General features: G+C 71.4%; 15 protein-coding genes. 7 read left to right on the top strand and 8 right to left on the bottom strand.

Going from position 1 to position 17,048, the window contains the following annotated elements:
- Positions 1 to 2: 2 nt before the first annotated feature.
- Together ACY0MJ_RS06300 and ACY0MJ_RS06295 are read right to left on the bottom strand one after the other, a co-directional pair.
- Positions 3 to 2,378, bottom strand: coding sequence for a xanthine dehydrogenase family protein molybdopterin-binding subunit (locus ACY0MJ_RS06300; RefSeq protein WP_462637492.1), 2,376 nt, complete (start codon positions 2,376 to 2,378; stop codon positions 3 to 5).
- Positions 2,379 to 2,388: 10 nt separating this feature from the next.
- Complete coding sequence (locus ACY0MJ_RS06295) at positions 2,389 to 2,862, bottom strand: (2Fe-2S)-binding protein (RefSeq protein WP_462637491.1); 474 nt, start codon at positions 2,860 to 2,862, stop codon at positions 2,389 to 2,391.
- A 126-nt stretch (positions 2,863 to 2,988) separates the two neighbouring features.
- On the opposite strand from ACY0MJ_RS06295, the gene ACY0MJ_RS06290 reads away from it, so the two are divergent.
- From ACY0MJ_RS06290 to modC, 4 genes are read left to right on the top strand one after another with little or no spacing between them, the layout of a single operon-like run.
- Complete coding sequence (locus ACY0MJ_RS06290; protein WP_462637490.1) at positions 2,989 to 4,107, top strand: helix-turn-helix domain-containing protein; 1,119 nt, start codon at positions 2,989 to 2,991, stop codon at positions 4,105 to 4,107.
- A complete protein-coding gene (gene modA / locus ACY0MJ_RS06285) occupies positions 4,104 to 4,838 on the top strand; it encodes a molybdate ABC transporter substrate-binding protein (RefSeq protein WP_462637489.1) in 735 nt (244 codons plus the stop codon). The genes ACY0MJ_RS06290 and modA overlap by 4 nt, the downstream gene beginning before the upstream one ends.
- A gap of 5 nt (positions 4,839 to 4,843) precedes the next feature.
- Positions 4,844 to 5,527, top strand: coding sequence for a molybdate ABC transporter permease subunit (gene modB, locus ACY0MJ_RS06280; protein WP_462637797.1), 684 nt, complete (start codon positions 4,844 to 4,846; stop codon positions 5,525 to 5,527).
- Positions 5,524 to 6,600: a molybdenum ABC transporter ATP-binding protein gene (modC, locus tag ACY0MJ_RS06275; protein WP_462637488.1), complete on the top strand. Its 1,077-nt coding sequence runs from the start codon at positions 5,524 to 5,526 to the stop codon at positions 6,598 to 6,600. Before modB ends, modC begins: the two co-directional genes overlap by 4 nt.
- Before the next feature lie 113 nt (positions 6,601 to 6,713).
- Here the strand turns inward: modC and ACY0MJ_RS06270 are convergent, their stop codons facing one another.
- Genes ACY0MJ_RS06270 through ACY0MJ_RS06250 form a run of 5 tightly spaced genes read right to left on the bottom strand, consistent with a single transcriptional unit; the run spans position 6,714 to position 11,807 of the window.
- Entirely contained in the window at positions 6,714 to 7,511 is a 798-nt protein-coding gene (locus tag ACY0MJ_RS06270) for an ABC transporter substrate-binding protein (RefSeq protein WP_462637487.1), read from the bottom strand.
- Complete coding sequence (locus ACY0MJ_RS06265) at positions 7,508 to 8,206, bottom strand: ABC transporter ATP-binding protein (RefSeq protein WP_462637486.1); 699 nt, start codon at positions 8,204 to 8,206, stop codon at positions 7,508 to 7,510. Before ACY0MJ_RS06265 ends, ACY0MJ_RS06270 begins: the two co-directional genes overlap by 4 nt.
- Positions 8,203 to 8,934: an ABC transporter permease gene (locus tag ACY0MJ_RS06260; RefSeq protein ID WP_462637485.1), complete on the bottom strand. Its 732-nt coding sequence runs from the start codon at positions 8,932 to 8,934 to the stop codon at positions 8,203 to 8,205. Before ACY0MJ_RS06260 ends, ACY0MJ_RS06265 begins: the two co-directional genes overlap by 4 nt.
- 51 nt (positions 8,935 to 8,985) lie before the next feature.
- Entirely contained in the window at positions 8,986 to 10,644 is a 1,659-nt protein-coding gene (locus tag ACY0MJ_RS06255) for a hybrid sensor histidine kinase/response regulator (protein WP_462637484.1), read from the bottom strand.
- Positions 10,641 to 11,807: an FIST signal transduction protein gene (locus ACY0MJ_RS06250; protein ID WP_462637483.1), complete on the bottom strand. Its 1,167-nt coding sequence runs from the start codon at positions 11,805 to 11,807 to the stop codon at positions 10,641 to 10,643. Before ACY0MJ_RS06250 ends, ACY0MJ_RS06255 begins: the two co-directional genes overlap by 4 nt.
- Positions 11,808 to 11,918: 111 nt before the next feature.
- Between ACY0MJ_RS06250 and ACY0MJ_RS06245 the strand changes: the two genes are divergently transcribed.
- Positions 11,919 to 13,010 carry a substrate-binding domain-containing protein gene (locus ACY0MJ_RS06245; RefSeq protein WP_462637482.1) on the top strand — a complete coding sequence of 364 codons (1,092 nt, stop codon included), beginning with the start codon at positions 11,919 to 11,921 and terminating at the stop codon, positions 13,008 to 13,010.
- A 194-nt stretch (positions 13,011 to 13,204) separates the two neighbouring features.
- Here the strand turns inward: ACY0MJ_RS06245 and ACY0MJ_RS06240 are convergent, their stop codons facing one another.
- Entirely contained in the window at positions 13,205 to 14,452 is a 1,248-nt protein-coding gene (locus ACY0MJ_RS06240; protein ID WP_462637481.1) for an SUMF1/EgtB/PvdO family nonheme iron enzyme, read from the bottom strand.
- An 88-nt stretch (positions 14,453 to 14,540) separates the two neighbouring features.
- Here ACY0MJ_RS06240 and ACY0MJ_RS06235 point away from each other — a divergent pair, with 88 nt between their 5' ends.
- A complete protein-coding gene (locus ACY0MJ_RS06235; RefSeq protein ID WP_462637480.1) occupies positions 14,541 to 15,137 on the top strand; it encodes a TRAP transporter small permease subunit in 597 nt (198 codons plus the stop codon).
- Positions 15,138 to 15,150: 13 nt separating this feature from the next.
- Entirely contained in the window at positions 15,151 to 16,944 is a 1,794-nt protein-coding gene (locus ACY0MJ_RS06230) for a TRAP transporter large permease (RefSeq protein ID WP_462637478.1), read from the top strand.
- The last annotated feature ends 104 nt before the right edge of the window (positions 16,945 to 17,048 follow it).

Genomic DNA, 17,048 nt, shown 5'->3' with positions numbered 1-17,048 from the left:
CTTCAGGCCTTCGCAGCCTGGATCGCCTGCCACACGCGGCTGGGCGTGGCGGGCATGTCGAGGTCCTTCACGCCCAGGTCCTTGAGCGCGTCGAGCACGGCGTTCATCACCGCCGGCGGCGAGCCGATGGCGCCGGCCTCGCCGCAGCCCTTGGTGCCCAGCGGGTTGTGCGTGCAGGGCGTGCAGACGGTGTCGAGCGTGAACTTCGGGAAGTCGTCGGCGCGCGGCATCGCATAGTCCATGAACGAGCCGGTCAGCAGCTGCCCGCTTTCCTTGTCGTACACGCACTGCTCCAGCAGCGCCTGGCCCAGGCCCTGCACGACGCCGCCGTGCACCTGGCCCTCGACGATCATCGGGTTGATGATGGTGCCGAAGTCGTCCACCGCCGTGAAGCGGTCCACCCGCACCTGGCCGGTGGCCGGGTCGACTTCCACCTCGCAGATGTAGGTGCCGGCCGGGAAGGTGAAGTTGGTCGGGTCGTAGAAGGCCGTCTCGTTCAGCCCGGGCTCCAGCTTGTCCAGCGGGTAGTTGTGCGGCACGTAGGCCGTCAGCGCCACCTGCCCGAAGGTCACCTTCTTGTCGGTGCCCTTGATGCGGAACTCGCCGTCGCTGAACTCGACGTCGCCCTCGCCGGACTCCATCAGGTGCGCGGCGATCTTCTTGGCCTTGGTCTCGATCTTGTCGAGCGCCCGCATGATCGCGGCGCCGCCGACCGAGATGGAGCGCGAGCCGTAGGTGCCCATGCCGAAGGGGATGCGGCCGGTGTCGCCGTGCACCACGTCGACGTTCTCCACCGGGATGCCCAGGCGCGCCGCGACGACCTGCGCGAAGGTGGTCTCGTGGCCCTGGCCATGGCTGTGGGCGCCGGTGAACACCGTGACGCTGCCGGTCGGGTGCACGCGGACCTCGCCGCACTCGAACAGGCCGGCCCGGGCGCCCAGCGCGCCGGCGATGTTGGAGGGCGCGATGCCGCAGGCCTCGATGTAGCTGCTGTAGCCGATGCCGCGCTTGAGCCCCTTGGCCTCGCTCGCCTTGCGGCGCTGCTCGAAGCCCTTCACGTCGGCCAGCGCGTTCGCCTTGAAGAGGGCGCCGTGGTAGTCACCGGTGTCGTACTGCAGCGCGACGGGCGTCTGGTACGGGAACTTGCTGATGAAGTTGCGCTCGCGGATCTCGTCCTGCGGGATGCCCAGCTCCCAGGCGCAGCGCGTGACCAGCCGCTCCAGCAGGTAGGTGGCTTCGGGGCGCCCCGCCCCCCGGTACGCGTCGACCGGCGCCGTGTTGGTGAACCAGGCGTCCACCTCCACGTAGATCTGCGGCGTCGTGTACTGGCCGGCCAGCAGCGTGGCGTACAGGATGGTCGGCACCGCCGTCGCGAAGGTCGAGAGGTACGCGCCCAGGTTCGCGTCGGTGTGCACGCGCAGGGCCAGGAACTTGCCCTGGCTGTCCAGCGCCATCTCGGCGTGGGTGACATGGTCGCGGCCGTGCGCGTCGCACAGGAAGGCTTCGCTGCGCTCGGCCGTCCACTTGATCGCGCAATTGAGCTGCTTCGCGGCCCAGGTGAGCGCCACGTCCTCGGCGTACAGGTAGATCTTGGAGCCGAAGCCGCCGCCCACGTCGGGCGCGATCACGCGCACCTTGTGCTCGGGCAGGCCCAGGACGAAGGCCGTCATCAGCAGCCGCTCGACGTGCGGGTTCTGGTTGGCGACGTAGAGCGTGTACTCGTCGGTCGCGCGGCTGTAGGCGCCGATGGCGCTGCGCGGCTCGATCGGGTTGGGCACCAGGCGGTTGTTGGTGAGGTCCAGCTTCGTGACGTGCGCCGCCTTGGCGAACACCGCGTCCACCGCCGCCTTGTCGCCGATCGCCCACTTGTAGCAGCGGTTGTCCGGCGCGATGTCGTGCAGGGCCGTCGCATGGGCGGCATCGCGCACGTCCACCACGGCCGGCAGCACGTCGTACTCGACCTCCACGGCCTCGGCCGCGTTGCGCGCCTGCTCCACGGTGTCGGCCACGACCATGGCGACGTGGTCGCCGACGTAGCGCACCTTGTCCTGCGCCAGCACGGGATGCGGCGGCTCCTTCATGGGCGTGCCGTCGGTGCTGGTGATCAGCCAGCCGCAGGGCAGGCCGTTGACCTTGCCCGCGATGTCCTGGCCGGTGAAGATGCGCGCCACGCCCGGCATGGCCTCGGCGCGGGACGTGTCGATGCGGCGGATCGTCGCGTGCGCGTGCGGCGAGCGCACGAACACCGCGTAGCGCTGGTTCGCCAGGTTGATGTCGTCGGTGTACTGGCCGTTGCCGGTCAGGAAGCGGTAGTCCTCCTTGCGGCGGACGGCCTCGCCGATGTGCGGCAGCTTCGCGAAAGTGTCGTTGGCACCCATGGCGTTCTCCTCACGGCTTGGCGGCCATCGCGGCAGCGCCCTGCTGCACGGCCTTGACGATGTTCTGGTAGCCCGTGCAGCGGCACAGGTTCCCGTCGAGCTGTTCCCGGATCTGCTGCTCGCTCGCGTTCGGCATGCGCTGGCACAGGTCGACCGCGCTCATGACCATGCCGGGCGTGCAGAAGCCGCATTGCAGGCCGTGGCATTCCTTGAAGGCCGCCTGCATGGGGTGCATCGTGCCGTCGGCCGCGGCCAGCCCTTCGATGGTGGTGATCTCGGCGCCGGGGTGCTGGACGGCGAGCGTGTTGCAGGACTTGATGGCGCGGCCGTTCACCATGACCGTGCACGCACCGCACTGGGCCGTGTCGCAGCCGACGTGGGTGCCCGTCAGTTTCAGGTGTTCGCGCAGCGCGGTGACCAGCAGCGTGTTGGGCGCGACGTCGACGCTCGCCGCCTTCCCGTTGACCTTGAGTGATACCAGCATGTCGTGCCTCTCCGTGAGTGGGTCGGGGGAGGGTCATTGTTGAATTCGTCCCCGCGCACCTCCCTAGGCGAAACCCTAGGTGGCGCGGCCACTGGCGGGAAATTCTCAAAATGGAACAATGCAGGCATGAGCTTCGCCGCCGCCACCGCCGCGCAGGATCGCCTGCTGCAGATCGCGCAGGCCCGCCGGGCCGTGATGGAGGAGGGGCGTTCGCTCACGGATGTGCTGGTCTCCCACTGGTACGAGGGCGCATGGATCGAGCGCTCCTGGCGCCGCTGCCTGGAAAGCGGCCGGCGACCGCAGGAACGCGTGGCCTTCGACCTCGTGCCCGAGCAGCACATGCGGCGCACGGCCGAGGCCAACCACGTGCTGGTGGGCGCGGCCCGGCCGGTGCTGCAGCAGCTGGGCCATGCGATCGCGAGCACGCGCTACTTCGCGATCCTCACCAACGAGGACGGCGTGGTGGTCGACGCGCACGGCCCCATCGACCGCGGCGACCGGCGCGCCTCTCTGATCACGCGGGTCGGCGTGGATCTCTCGGAACGCAGCGTCGGCACCACCGCGATCGGCGCGGCGCTGGCGGAGCTGCAGCCGGTCTGGCTGCATCGCGGCGAGCACTTCTTCGACGACACCGGCTGCTACAGCTGCGCGGGCGCGCCGTTGTTCGGCCCGGACGGGCGCTGCGTCGGCATGCTGGACCTGACCGGCATCGACACCGCGGAGCGGCCCGAGCTGAAGCACCTCGTCGCGCAGGCGGCGCGCAGCATCGAGAACGCGCTCGCGTTGACCCGGCCGCACCGGCTGGTGCTGCGATTGAACTGGCCCGGCCGCCTGCTCGGCGACGATGACGACGCCCTGCTCTGCCTGGATGCCGACGGCTGGGTGACCGGCAGCAACAGCGCGGCGCGCCAGATGCTCTCCGGCCTGGCGCACGCCGCGCAGGCGCCGGTGCATTGCAGCGAACTGTTCGCGCAGCCCTGGGAGCCGCTGTTCGACCGGGCGCGGCGGCAGGACCAGGTGCCGGTGGACCTGCCCCTGTGGTCCGGGCTGCACCTCGCCTGCCTGGTGCAGCCGGCCGGCGAAGCGCACGCCGGCGCGCAGCCGCGCCCGCCGCTGCGGGACGTCGAGATCGCGCTGATCCGCCAGGCGGTGCACGAGGCGCGCGGCAACGTCATGGAAGCCGCGCGGGCGCTGGGCATCAGCCGCGCGACGGTGTACCGGAAGCTGGCGCAGAAGGGCAAGTGATCCTGCGCCGTCTTCTCCTCGGCCTCGCGCTCTTCGCCGCCATCGCCGCCCACGCCGGCGAGGTGCAGGTCGCGGCCGCCGCGAACCTGGGCCCCGCCATCCAGCAGCTCGCGTCGGCCTTCCGGCGCGCCACCGGCCACCAGGCCGTCGTCGCGCTCGCTTCCACCGGCAAGTTCTACGCGCAGGTGCGCAACGGCGCGCCCTTCGAGGTGCTGCTGGCGGCCGACGAGGAGACGCCGCGCCGGATGGAGGCCGAGGGGCTGGCGGTCGCGGACTCGCGCTTCACCTATGCGACGGGGCGGCTGGTGCTGTGGAGCGCGCAGGCGGGCGTGGTCGACGACGAGGGCGCGATCCTGCGCCGCGCACCGCGCGGCAAGCTGGCCATCGCCGATCCGCGGCTCGCGCCCTACGGCGCCGCGGCGATCGCGACGCTGCAGAAGCTCGGCGTGCTCGCCGCCTGGGAGCCGCAACTGGTGCAGGGCGAGAACATCGCGCAGGCCTACCAGTACGTCGCCACGGGCAATGCCACCCTCGGCTTCGTGGCGCTTTCGCAGCTGATGGCCGCCAAGGGCTCGCGCTGGATCGTGCCGGAGACCCTGCACCCGCCGCTGAAGCAGGACGCCGTGCTGCTGCGGCACGGGGCGGGCAATCCCGCCGCCACCGCCTTCCTCGCCTGGCTGCGCGGCGATGCGGCGCGCGCCATCCTGCGCCGCGCGGGCTACGCCGCCTGATGGCGATGCCGTTCAGCCCCGGCGACCTGCAGGCGATCTGGCTCACCTTCCGGCTGGCGCTGGCCACTACCGTGCTCCTGCTGCTGCTCGCGACACCGCTCGCGTGGTGGCTCGCGCGCACGCATTCGCGCTGGCGGGCGCCGGTCGCCGCGCTCGTGGCGCTGCCGCTGGTGCTGCCCCCCACGGTGCTGGGCTTCTACCTGCTCGTCGTGTTCGGGCCGCTCGGCTGGGGCGGGCAGCTGACGCAGGCCCTGGGCCTCGGGCTGCTGCCCTTCACCTTCGGCGGCCTGCTGCTCGGGTCCATCCTCTACTCGCTGCCCTTCGCCGTGCAGCCGCTCGCCAATGCGTTCGAGGCCGTCGGCCGGCGGCCGCTGGAAGTGGCGGCGACCCTGCGCGCCGGCCCGCTCGCCACCTTCTTCGAGGTGGTGCTGCCGCTCGCGCGCGCCGGCATCGTGCAGGCGGCCGTCCTCAGCTTCGCCCACACCGTCGGCGAGTTCGGCGTGGTGCTGATGATCGGCGGCAACATTCCCGAGCGCACCCGCGTCGTCTCGACGCAGATCTACGGGCACGTCGAGGCGCTGGAATACACGCAGGCGCACGCGCTGTCCGCCGGCATGGTGGTCTTCTCCTTCGTGGTGCTGCTGGCGCTGGCCCGCCTGAACCGCCGCAGCACGCGGGTGGTCGGATGAGCGCGGAGACGATCGCGCTGCGCATGCGGCTGCCGCGCGGCAGCTTCGTGCTGGACGTGGACCTGCTGTTGCCCGCGCGCGGCATCAGCGCGATCTTCGGGCCCTCCGGCTCGGGCAAGACGACGCTGCTGCGCTGCGTGGCCGGCCTGGAGCGGCCGCAGCAGGCGCGCATCGTCGTCGCCGGCGAGACCTGGGCCGACGGCGAGCGCGGCGTGCACCTGCCCACGCACCGGCGGCCGCTCGGCTACGTGTTCCAGGAAGCGAGCCTGTTCGACCACCTGGACGTGCAGGGCAACCTGCGCTTCGGCCAGCGGCATGCGCGCAGCGCGGCGCCGCTCGACGACCTGTTGCGCCTGCTCGGCATCGAGGCGCTGCTGCACCGCCGCCCCCACGAGCTCTCGGGCGGCGAGCGCCAGCGCGTCGCGATCGCCCGCGCGCTGGCGACGCAGCCGCGCATCCTGCTGCTGGACGAGCCGCTGGCCGCCCTCGACCAGCAGCGCAAGCGCGAGATCCTGCCCTGGCTGGAGCGCCTGCGCGACGAGCTGCGCATCCCCATGCTGTACGTCACGCACTCGGGCGACGAGGTCGCCCGCCTCGCGGATCACCTCGTGCTGCTGGAGGAAGGCCGGGTGCGCGCCTCCGGGCCGCTGGCGGAAACGCTGGCGCGGACCGACCTGCCGGCCGTGCCGGGCGAGGAAGCCGGCGTGCTGCTGCACGGCACGGTGGCCGAGCGCGACGCGCGCTGGCACCTCGCGCAGGTCCGTTTCGCCGGCGGCGCCCTGTGGCTGGCGGATGCGGGGCTCTCCGAGGGCCAGGCGGTGCGCGTGCGCGTGCTCGCCCGCGACGTCAGCCTGGCGGCGTCAGCGCCGGAACGCAGCAGCATCCAGAACGCCCTGCCCTGCACCGTGCGCGCCATCGCGCCGGGCGCCCACCCCTCGCAGGCGCTCGTGCAGCTGGCCTGCGGCGACGCCTTGCTGCTCGCGCGGGTGACGGCGCGCGCCGTTCATGCGCTCGAGCTGTCCGAGGGCGCCAGCGTCTGGGCGCAGATCAAGTCGGCCGCGCTCGTCTCCTGACGTGTTGCGGCGCGGCCCCTCCATGTCATTGCGGGCTTGACCCGCAATCCACTGCATGCGTGGTGCCACGCCGCCATGGATCCCGGGTCAAGCCCGGGATGACAAATTCGCCGTCATTGGTTCGCGTTCGGGAAGAACAACTGCTCCCCCCCGATCCTGTACGCCGCGATCGCCCCCTGCCCCGCCGGCGAGATCACCCAGTCCACGAACTTCTGCGCCTCCGCCGCCTTCACGTGCGGAAACTTCTTCGGGCTCACCACCATCACGCCGTACTGGTTGAACAGGCGCCTGTCGCCCTCCACCAGCACCTTCAGCTCGCCGCGGTTGTGGAAGTTCAGCCACGTGCCGCGGTCGGTGATCGCGTAGGCGTTGGCCGAAGACGCGATGTTCAGCGCCGGGCCCATGCCGCAGCCGCATTCCCTGTAGCCGCTGCCCTTGTCGCCGCCGGCCAGCTTCCAGTAGCGCAGCTCCGCCGCGTTGGTGCCGCTCTTGTCGCCGCGCGAGATGAACTGCGCGTCGTGCACCGCGAGCTTCTTCAGCGCCGCGACGATGTCCTTGCCGGCCACGCCGGCCGGATCGGCCCTGGGGCCCACCAGCACGAAGTCGTTGTACATGACCGGGTAGCGCTTCTCCGCATAACCCTCGCCGACGAACTTCTCCTCCGCCACCTGGTCGTGCACGAACAGCACGTCGGCGTCGCCGCGCCTGGCCATGTCGATCGCCTGGCCGGTGCCCACGGCCACGACCTTCACGTCGATGCCGGTCGCGGCCTTGAAGGCGGGCAGCAGGTGCCCGAACAGGCCGGACTGCTCCGTGGACGTGGTGGACGCCATCACGATGGATTGCGCGAAGGCGCCGGCGGCGCCGGCCAACGCGAGCAGGCCCATGCAGAGCCGGTGGCGGAACTTCATCCCAGTTCTCCCTTGACGAACAGCGCGGCCTCGCGCGAGGTTTCCCCGAGCGGGCCCTGGAAGAAGGCCTGCACGGGCAGGTCCGCGAGGATGCGGCCCTGCTCCATGTAGACCACGCGCGTGGCCAGGCGCTTGACCTGGCCGAGGTTGTGGCTGGCGAACACCAGCGTCATGCCGGCGTCGGCGAACTCCTCCATCAGCGCCTCGACCTCGCGCTTGGCGTGCGGGTCCAGGCTGGCCGTGGGCTCGTCGAGCAGCAGCACGTGCGGCCGCAGCGCCCAGGCGCGCGCCAGCGCCATGCGCTGCAGCTGCCCGCCCGAGAGCGTGCGCGCGTTGCGCAGCGCCACCGAGGCGAGGCCGACGCGAGCCAGCGCCTGCAGCGCCTGCTCCCTGGCCTCGCGCCAGGAGGTGCCGAGCAGCCAGGGCCCCAGCGCCACGTTGGTGGCGGCGGACAGGCGCAGCGCGAACGGCCGCTGGAACAGCATGGCCTGGCGCATGCCGCCGTCGCGCAGCACCGAGCCGGCGCCCGGTTTCAGCAGCCCATGCAGCACCCGCAGCAGCGTGCTCTTGCCGCTGCCGTTGGCGCCGATCAGGGCGACGCGCTCGCCGGCGGCGATGCGCAGGTCGATCCCGCGCAGCGCCGCGACCGATCCGAAACGCAGGTCCACACCCTTCAGTTGCACCCAGCCGCTCATCCCGTGGCTCCCGCGAGCACCACACCCTCCGCATGCGCGCCGCGCCACCGCGCGACGAGCGCGATCGCCGCGTTCAGCACCAGCACGATCCCCAGCAGCAGCAGGCCCAGCGCCAGGGCCAGGGGCAGGTCGCCCTTGCTCGTTTCCAGCGCGATGGCCGTGGTCATCACCCGCGTGAAGCCTTCGATGTTGCCGCCAACGATCATCACCGCGCCCACTTCCGAGATCGCGCGGCCGAAGCAGGTGAGCAGCACCGTGAGCAGCGCGTAGCGCTCGTCGAAGGCGAGCAGCAGGCTGCGCAAGGCGCCGCCGGCGCCCAGCGACTGCAGTTGCTCGCCGTTGGCGCGGTCGGCGTCCTCCACGACCTGGCGCGTGAGCACGGTGCACACGGGCAGGACCAGCAGCACCTGGGCCACGACCATGGCGGGAAAGGAGAACAGCCAGCCCAGGAAGCCGAAGGGCCCCGAGCGGGAAAGCAGCAGGTAGACGACCAGGCCCACCACCACCGAGGGCACCGCGAGGAAGGTGTTGAGCACCGTGATCAGCGCCCCGCGCGCGGGAAAGCGCGCGACGGCCAGCCAGCCGCCCAGCACGAGGCCCAGCACGCAGCCGATCACCGTGGCCGTGGCGCTCACGGAGACCGAGCGGCCGACGATGGAATACAGGAGGGGGTCCGCGTCCGCCACCAGCCGCAGGGCGCGCGCGAAGCTCTCCTGGAAGGTGTTCATGGCGGGCGATCCTATGCGCTCGCGCGCGGGCGCGCCCTCGGGTGTTGCGAGCTATGAAGGCGCGTGCATAGCCACGACCTTGCGCAGGAGTTCCTCGATCGCGGCCAGCGTGAGCGGCTTGACCAGGTGCTCTTCGAAACCGGCGGCGAGCGCCCGCTCGCGATCCTGCGGGGAACCATAGCCGGTGAGCGCCACGAGCCGCGCCTCCAGCCCGGCGGCCTGGCGCAGGCGGCGCGCCGTTTCGTATCCGTCCATGCCCGGCAGGCCGATGTCGAGCAGGACCAGGTGCGGCTCGAAGGCCGGCGCCATTTCCGTGGCCCGCGGGCCGTCGTGGGCGATGCGCACGTCGGCACCGAGGCGTCCGATCAATGCGGCGATGGTTTCGGCGGCGTCCTTGTTGTCGTCGACGACCAGCACCCGCGGCCGCGCGCCCTGCGCGAGGATGGGGCCGGCCGGCGGGGCCGGGGCGGGTGCCGCTCCCGGCGCGCGGGTGCCGTGGACGACGTGCAGGAGCGGCAGGCTGATGGTGAAGGTGCTGCCTTGCCCGGGGCCGCGGCTGTAGGCCGAGGCGCGGCCGCCATGCAGTTCCACCAGCCGGCGCACCAGCGTGAGGCCGATGCCCAGCCCGCCCACCCGATGGTCCTGCCGTGGCGCGACCCGGGTGAACATGTCGAACACGCGCGCCAGCATGTCCTGCGGGATCCCGATGCCGGTGTCCTGCACCACGACCGAGACCCGGTGCTGGTCAGGCACGATCGACAGGGTGATGCGGCCGCCCGGGTCCGTGTACCGGGCGGCATTCTCGAGGAGGTTCGCGAAGACCTGGGTCAGCCGGACCCGGTCCGCGCTCACCTGCACCGGCCGCGCCGGCGTGCGCACCAGCGCGTGGCGGCGCTCCTCCAGCAGCGGAAGCGCCGCCTGGACCGCATCGTCCAGGACGTCCTGCAGCAGCACCTGCTCGCGCCTCAGCGCGATCAAGCCGCGGCTCACGCGCGAGACGTCCAGCAGGTCGTCCACCAGCCGCGTGAGCTGCTGCAGCTGGCGCGTCATGACGTCCAGCTGGCGCATGGTGACCGCGCGCTCGAGATCGCCGAAGCGCAGCAGTTCCACGGAGTGGACCAGCGGCGCCAGCGGATTGCGCAGCTCGTGCGACAGCATCGCGAGGAATTCGTCCTTGCGCTCGTGCTCCTGTCGCAGCTGCAGGTTCAGTTCCGCCGAGGCCGCGCGCGCGCGGTCCAGCGCCCGTGCGAGCTCGTGCGCCTGCGCGGCGGCGCCGCGCGCTTCCATGGCTTCGGCGCGCTCGAGGCGCAGTGCTTCCTGCGCCACCAGCACGGCGGACAGCAGCGGCAGCTCCCGCTCGACTTGCGCCAGCAGCCCGGCGTCCGGCGGCCCGCCGAGGAGGACCAGCGCGGCGCCGCCGCGCACGATGGCCTGCGCGGCGACCTCCTCCCCCGGCCCCAGGTCCACGGTGCCGGCCGGCTCGGACGCGACGAGGCAGCGGCGCAGGAACTCGCGCCAGCGGGGCCCGCCGGCAAGCGTCTTGGGCATCCCGCAAGCGGGCAGCATGACGTCGAGCTGCGGGTCCTTCACGTACAGCAGGACCGCGGCGACCCCGAGGGCCTCGGCCAGTGCCTGCGCGGCACTCGCCCGCTCGCCGGGGCTCGCCAGCGCGTGCAGCAGGGGTTCGGCGCGAGGTGCCCCCGCGCTCACTCCGGCAGGACGCACACGACGGCCGTGCAGTTGTGGAAGCCGTTGAACTGGCCTTCCGCGCGGGCGATCTGCCCGTAGGTGTTGCAGCCGACGAAGCCGGCGGGGGCGAGCAGGCGGGCGCAGCCATCGAGCTCGGTTTCGAATTCGGGTCCGAGGCGCAGCCGGGTGGCGACGCAGTCGAACACGAAGGCCGCGGCCGGTGCGGCGCCGGCCAGCCCGCGCAATGCCTCGCCGGTCGCCTGGCGCGCGGCCAGGGCCGCCGAAGACGCCGAGGACTTCATGATGTGGACCACCGCGCCCTCGGGCACTGCCGCCGCGCACAGGATCGCACCGTCGTCTTCCACGCTGAGCGGCACCCGCAGCCGGTACGCCTCGCCGCTGCGGATCCCGATCACGTTGTGCAGGAAATAAGGCAGGGGATCCTTCAGGTTCAAGCGCTGTCCGGCGCGCTCGGCGTGCTCCTGGAAGGCATGCACGGCCGGACTTCCGTTGAGGCCCACGAGGCGGTTGCCCACGGACTCCGTGACGCGCATGCCCGGGCCCGCGGGCTCCCAGCCGTGCGCGACACCGACGCCCACCGGCCGGGCCGACAGGATTTCCAGCGCCACGACGGCATCCGTGTGCGGGGTGCGGCCGGCGAACACGTGGGTCTGCTGGAAGCGGCCGTCGTCGCCCGCGCCGCCGCCGAAGAACGTGTAGTTGCCGGCGGTGCGCAGCGTCAGCTCCTCCACCAGCGGATCGGTGTGGCCGGCGAGCGCGTCCGTCATCACGAGCGCGCTGCGATACGGCAGGGACGCGCCTTCGACGCCGCGGAACCCCTGCACGACCTGCGCCGCCGCGGTGCGGGCGTCGCCGCTGACGCCCTTGCCCAGGCCGACGGAGAACAGCATGCTGTCCGAGCGCAGGCCCATGGCGCAGACACTGCCTTCCCGGCGGCTCCTCTGGGTGAACTCGCCGGCCGAGGATGCGCCGACGATCGTCTCCGTGCCGGCCTCCTCGGCCAGCCCCGCCAGCAGGGCGGCGTAATCGTGCTGCGCGGAAGCGAACACGGCCACGGCGTCGGCCGCGGTGCCGCGGAAGGCCTGGCGGATGGCTGCTCCGAGCGCGCGCCCGGCGCGCTCGCTGTCGGTTTCTTCGCTGATGGTGATGTGGGTCTCGGTCATGGTGGCTCCGCGGGGGGCCCTACTGTCGCGAATCTGCCCCCTTTGCGGTGTAGGACGCGGCCGCCATCCCGAAGGCGCGGTGTCCGGCACGACGTGCTCCATACTCGCCGCATGCGCCACGTCGAGCTCTCCTACGACTTCGCACCGCGCCGGCACGACGGCTGGGTGCGCAACGCGCTGGTGGACCTGCTGCACGCCGTCCAGGAACAGGGCTCGATCTCCGGGGCGGCCAAGGTGCTGGGCTTCTCCTACCGGCATGTCTGGGGCGAGCTGCGGCGCTGGGAAGTGAAGCTGGGCCACCCTCTGCTGGTCTGGGAGAAAGGCCAGCGCGCGCGCCTCGCGCCCCTGGGCGAGAAGCTGCTGTGGGCCGAGCGCCAGGCGCAGGCGCGGCTCGCGCCGCAGATCGAGGCGCTGCAGGCGGAGCTGGAGCGCGCCTTCGCCGTCGCCTTCGACGAGGCGGCGCAGGTGCTCACGCTGTTCGCCAGCCACGACGACGGCCTGACGCTGCTGCGCGGCTACGCGGCGCGGGAGGCGCAGCTGCACCTGGACGTGCGCTTCTGCGGCAGCGTGGACGCCATCGCGGCGCTCAACGCCGGCCGCTGCACGCTGGCGGGCTTCCACAGCTCGGAGCAGCCGGGCCTGGGCAGCCAGACGCAGCGGGCCTACCAGCCGCTGCTGCAGCCGGGCCGGCACAAGCTGATCGGCTTCGCCGAACGCAGCCAGGGCCTGATGGTGGCCGAGGGCAATCCCATGCGCCTGCGGTCCTTCGCCGACCTCGTGCGGCGCCAGGCGCGCTTCGTCAACCGGCGCCCGGGCAGCGGCACGCGGCTGCTGTGCGACGAGCTCCTGGAGCGCGAAGGCATCGCGGCTTCGGACCTCCCCGGCTACGACCGCGAGGAGCCCTCGCACGCGGCGGTGGCGCAGGCGGTGGCATCGGGCAGCGCCGACGCGGCCCTGGGGATCGAGGCGGCGGCGCGGGCGCGGGGGCTGGGCTTCGTGCCGCTGCTGCAGGAGCGGTACTACCTCGTGTGCCTGAAGGACGCGCTGGACGAACCGCCGATCGCGACGCTGCGGAAGATGTTGCAGGCGCAGGGGTGGCAGCGGGAACTGGCGGCGCTGGCGGGGTATGCGCCGTGGCGCAGCGGCGAGGTGTTAAGTCTCAAGGCGCAGTTGCCCTGGTGGAAGTTGCCGCCGAAGCGGTGAGTTCGGTGGGGTTCGCTCCGCTCACCGCCACCCTACGACCAGGATAGTTTGCTGGGGTTCGCCTGCGGCTCACCACCAGCCTACGGGAACCCTCCGCCCTCGTAGGCTGGTGGTGAGCGAAGCGAACCCCAGCTCTTCCCGTAGGGTGGCGCGGCTGCGGCCGCGGGCGGTGAGCGCAGCGAACCCCACCGTCTTCAAATCGCGCAAGTGCGGAACCCGAAAAACCCATCATCCCGCTCCGCCACCGCCCACGCCCGCGCCCTTGGATGCCGCATGCGCGAGCGGCTGGCGAAGGAGGCGCCGCGCAGCACGCGGGCCGTGCCGAACAAGGCCTGCGCATCCAGCTCCGCCTGCGGCGCCCACGCATCCGCGCGGAAGCCGGCGAAGGGGCGCAGCGTGCCGGCGGTCCATTCGCGCACGTCGCCCCAGCGGAAGCCGCGCCGCCCCGCCTGCAGCGCCGCGATCTCCCATTCGGCTTCGGTCGGCAGGCGGCGGCCCGCCCAGCGCGCCCAGGCGTCGGCTTCCCACCAGCTCGCGTGCATCACGGGCTGCGTCGCGCCCATGCGCGTAGGCTTGCCGAACACCGATTGCAGCACCGCGCCGCTGGCCACGCCGATCTGCTCCACGTGCCGCGGGCCGCGGCGGCCTTCGGCCGACTGGCGCTGCAGCCAGTCCCAGCCGCGCGGGTCCCACAGCTCGGGCCGGTCGTAGCCGCCGTCGGCGATGAACTCCACGTACTGCGACCAGGCGACGGGCTGCGCGTCGATCTCGAACTCCGGCACCTGCACCGGCTCGTGCCCGCGCTCGATGTCCAGCGCGAAGCTCGCATCGTCCGACCAGCCCAGGTGCCAGCGCGCCGCCGGCAGCAGCAGCGGCTCCCGCAGCGCCGCGCCCTGCGGCAGCACCAGCCCCAGGGGCGCGCCCACGGTCTGGGCGATCGTCACCAGTTCCTCGCCGCGGAGGTCCTCGTGGAACAGCGCCATGCGGAAGAAGTACAGCGCGTCGTCCTCGTCGGGCGCGTGCTCCAGCAGCTCCAGCGTCGTTTCGACCGTGTCCAGCAGGTAGGCGCGGATCGCCTCCGCGCCGGGCAGCGGCAGCGACCAGCGCGCCGCGTGCGGCGCGAGCCCCGGGTCGAACCACTGGTCCGCCTCGGGCTCCACGGAGGCGAGCCGCACGCCGTCCGCGGGGCAGCGGGGACCGAGCCCGCGCTGCGGGTTGCGGCCGATCCAGTACTCCGCGACCCAGGCCACGTGCCCCGCGAGCCACAGCGGCGGCACCGTTTCGTCGGAAGGCGGCACGCGCAGCGCGGGGCCCAGGCCCTGCTCCAGGCGCGCGAGCAGCTGCAGCGTGTAGTTGCGCGCGTCCATCAGGGCCAGCGACAGCTGCTCGCGGCTCGCGCGGCGCATGTCGGGCGTGTCGATGCTGGGGGATGTGGCGTTCATGACGAAGGATCTTAGAATTTCCTTCTTATATCCAACTCTAGCGGACAATCACGGGTTTTGCTCGGCCCCGAAGACGGAGAAAACAAGCATGCGCTTCCTACTCAGGCTCTCGAGCGCCATCGACTGGCTGAACGCACAGGTGGGCAGGTGGGTGATCTGGCTGATCCTCGGCTCCACCGTCATCAGCGGCGTCAACGCGATGGTGCGCAAGGCCTTCAACACCAGTTCCAACGCCTACCTCGAGGTGCAGTGGTACCTGTTCGCGGCGGCCTTCCTGCTCGCGTCGGGCTTCACGCTGCTGCACGGCGAGCACGTCCGGATCGACGTGGTGTCCAGCCGGCTGTCCAAGCGCAAGCGCATCTGGATCGACGTGATCGGCTTCGCCTTCTTCCTCACGCCCATGTGCCTGGTGATCCTGTACTTCGCCATCCCCTTCTTCCTGCAAGGCTTCCACTCGGGCGAGATGTCCAACAACGCCGGCGGCCTGATCCGCTGGCCGGTGTACCTGATGATGCCCATCGGCTTCGTGCTCCTGCTCCTGCAGGGCCTCTCGGAGCTGGTCAAGCGCATCGCCTTCCTGCGCGGGCTGATCCCGGACCCGACCGAGAAGGTGCAGATGCGCAGCGCCGAGGAGGAGCTGGCCGAGGAGATCCGCCGCCAGGCCGAACGCGCCGGCAAGGCCTGACGCGGAGCACGCCATGACCCAGTTCATCGCCCAAAACCTCGCCCCGATCATGTTCGTGGGCCTGATCTGCTTCCTGCTGTTCGGATTCCCGGTGGCCTTCAGCCTCGGCGCCTGCGGCCTGTTCTTCGGCTTCATCGGCATCGAGATGGGCGTGCTGCCCGAGTCGCTGCTGCAGGCGCTGCCGCTGCGGATCTTCGGCATCATGCAGAACGACACGCTGCTGGCCGTCCCCTTCTTCACGCTCATGGGCCTGATCCTGGAGCGCAGCGGCATGGCCGAGGACCTGCTGGACACCATCGGGCAGCTGTTCGGCCCGGTGCGCGGCGGCCTGGCCCTGGCCGTGGTGTTCGTCGGCGCGCTGCTGGCCGCCACCACCGGCGTGGTCGCCGCCTCGGTGATCTCGATGGGCCTGATCTCGCTGCCCATCATGCTGCGCTACGGCTACGACCGGCGCCTGGCCACCGGCGTGATCGCCGCCTCGGGCACGCTGGCGCAGATCATCCCGCCCTCGCTGGTGCTGATCGTCCTGGCCGACCAGCTCGGTCGCAGCGTCGGCGACATGTACAAGGGCGCCTTCATCCCCGGCTTCATGCTCATGGGCATCTATGCGGCCTACGTCATCGGCTGCGCGATCTTCAAGCCGTCCTGGGCCCCGGCCCTGCCGCTGGAGGCGCGCACGATCCGCGAGGACAACGGCAAGGCCGGCCTGACCTCGCTGTTCGTGCTGACGGTGATCTCCGTCATCGCGGCCGTCACGCTGGGCGAGCACTGGGCGAACGTCGTCAGCTGGTGGAAGGGCACGGAAGTCACCTCGGTGCCGACCGACGAGACCATCGTCGTCTCGCTGTGCGCCGGCGTGCTGCTGGCCTTCCTGGTCGCCGTGGTCAACAACGTCACCCGCATGGGCCTGCTGTCGCGGATGGCCGAGCGCGTGACCTTCGTGCTGATCCCGCCGCTGCTGCTGATCTTCCTGGTGCTGGGCACGATCTTCCTGGGCATCGCCACGCCCACCGAAGGCGGCGCCATGGGGGCGCTGGGCGCCTTCGTCATGGCGGTCGCGCGCCGGCGCCTGTCGTTCTCGCTGCTGAAGCAGGCGCTGACCACCACGACCAAGCTGTCGTCCTTCGTGGTCTTCATCCTGATCGGCTCCACGGTGTTCAGCCTGACCTTCCAGGGGGTGGACGGCCCGCGCTGGGTGGAGCACCTGCTCACCAGCGTGCCGGGCGGCCCGACGGGCTTCCTGATCGTGGTGAACATCCTGATCTTCTTCCTGGCCTTCTTCCTGGACTTCTTCGAGCTGTCCTTCATCGTGGTGCCGCTGCTGGCGCCCGTGGCGGAGAAGCTGGGGATCGACCTGATCTGGTTCGGCGTGCTGCTGGGCGTGAACATGCAGACCTCGTTCATGCACCCGCCCTTCGGCTTCGCGCTGTTCTACCTGCGCAGCGTCGCGCCGGACAAGGAGTACATCGACAAGGTCACGCACAAGCCGGTGGCGCCGATCTCGACGATGCAGATCTACTGGGGCGCCGTGCCCTTCGTGATCATCCAGGTCGTCATGGTGAGCCTGATCATCGCCTTCCCGCAGATCGTGGCGCACGACAAGGCGCTGAACATCGACCTCGACAAGGTGAAGATCGAGATGCCCATCGAGATGCCGAACTTCGGCCCGCCGGTGGACCCGTTCGCGCCCCCGCCCAACCTGCAGCCGGGCCCGACGCCCGACGCCGGCGCCATGCCGGTACCGGAGCCGATGCCGTCGGCCTCGGACGAGCAGAAGGCGATGGACGAGTTGTTCAAGCAGAAGTGAAAAGGGGCCCGTTGGGCCCCTTCTGCTGCACTGCTGTCCGGAAACCCTTCGGGTCACCGAAATAACCCCGGCTGAAGCGCGTCGTGGATCGCCTGTCGGTGTCG

This window comes from Ramlibacter sp. bp-362, assembly GCF_054956735.1.
Note: the sequence above shows the minus strand (reverse complement) of the source record. Positions and strands in the feature narration are given on the sequence as shown.

Coding starts and splice junctions, on each gene's coding strand:
- ACY0MJ_RS06235 (WP_462637480.1), top strand. CDS start 14,541: ATGCGCTTCCTACTCAGGCTCTCGAGCGCCATCGACTGGCTGAACGCA.
- ACY0MJ_RS06290 (WP_462637490.1), top strand. CDS start 2,989: ATGAGCTTCGCCGCCGCCACCGCCGCGCAGGATCGCCTGCTGCAGATC.
- ACY0MJ_RS06240 (WP_462637481.1), bottom strand. CDS start 14,452: ATGAACGCCACATCCCCCAGCATCGACACGCCCGACATGCGCCGCGCG.
- ACY0MJ_RS06270 (WP_462637487.1), bottom strand. CDS start 7,511: ATGAAGTTCCGCCACCGGCTCTGCATGGGCCTGCTCGCGTTGGCCGGC.
- ACY0MJ_RS06245 (WP_462637482.1), top strand. CDS start 11,919: ATGCGCCACGTCGAGCTCTCCTACGACTTCGCACCGCGCCGGCACGAC.
- modC (WP_462637488.1), top strand. CDS start 5,524: ATGAGCGCGGAGACGATCGCGCTGCGCATGCGGCTGCCGCGCGGCAGC.
- ACY0MJ_RS06230 (WP_462637478.1), top strand. CDS start 15,151: ATGACCCAGTTCATCGCCCAAAACCTCGCCCCGATCATGTTCGTGGGC.
- ACY0MJ_RS06265 (WP_462637486.1), bottom strand. CDS start 8,206: ATGAGCGGCTGGGTGCAACTGAAGGGTGTGGACCTGCGTTTCGGATCG.
- ACY0MJ_RS06250 (WP_462637483.1), bottom strand. CDS start 11,807: ATGACCGAGACCCACATCACCATCAGCGAAGAAACCGACAGCGAGCGC.
- modB (WP_462637797.1), top strand. CDS start 4,844: ATGCCGTTCAGCCCCGGCGACCTGCAGGCGATCTGGCTCACCTTCCGG.
- ACY0MJ_RS06300 (WP_462637492.1), bottom strand. CDS start 2,378: ATGGGTGCCAACGACACTTTCGCGAAGCTGCCGCACATCGGCGAGGCC.
- ACY0MJ_RS06295 (WP_462637491.1), bottom strand. CDS start 2,862: ATGCTGGTATCACTCAAGGTCAACGGGAAGGCGGCGAGCGTCGACGTC.
- ACY0MJ_RS06260 (WP_462637485.1), bottom strand. CDS start 8,934: ATGAACACCTTCCAGGAGAGCTTCGCGCGCGCCCTGCGGCTGGTGGCG.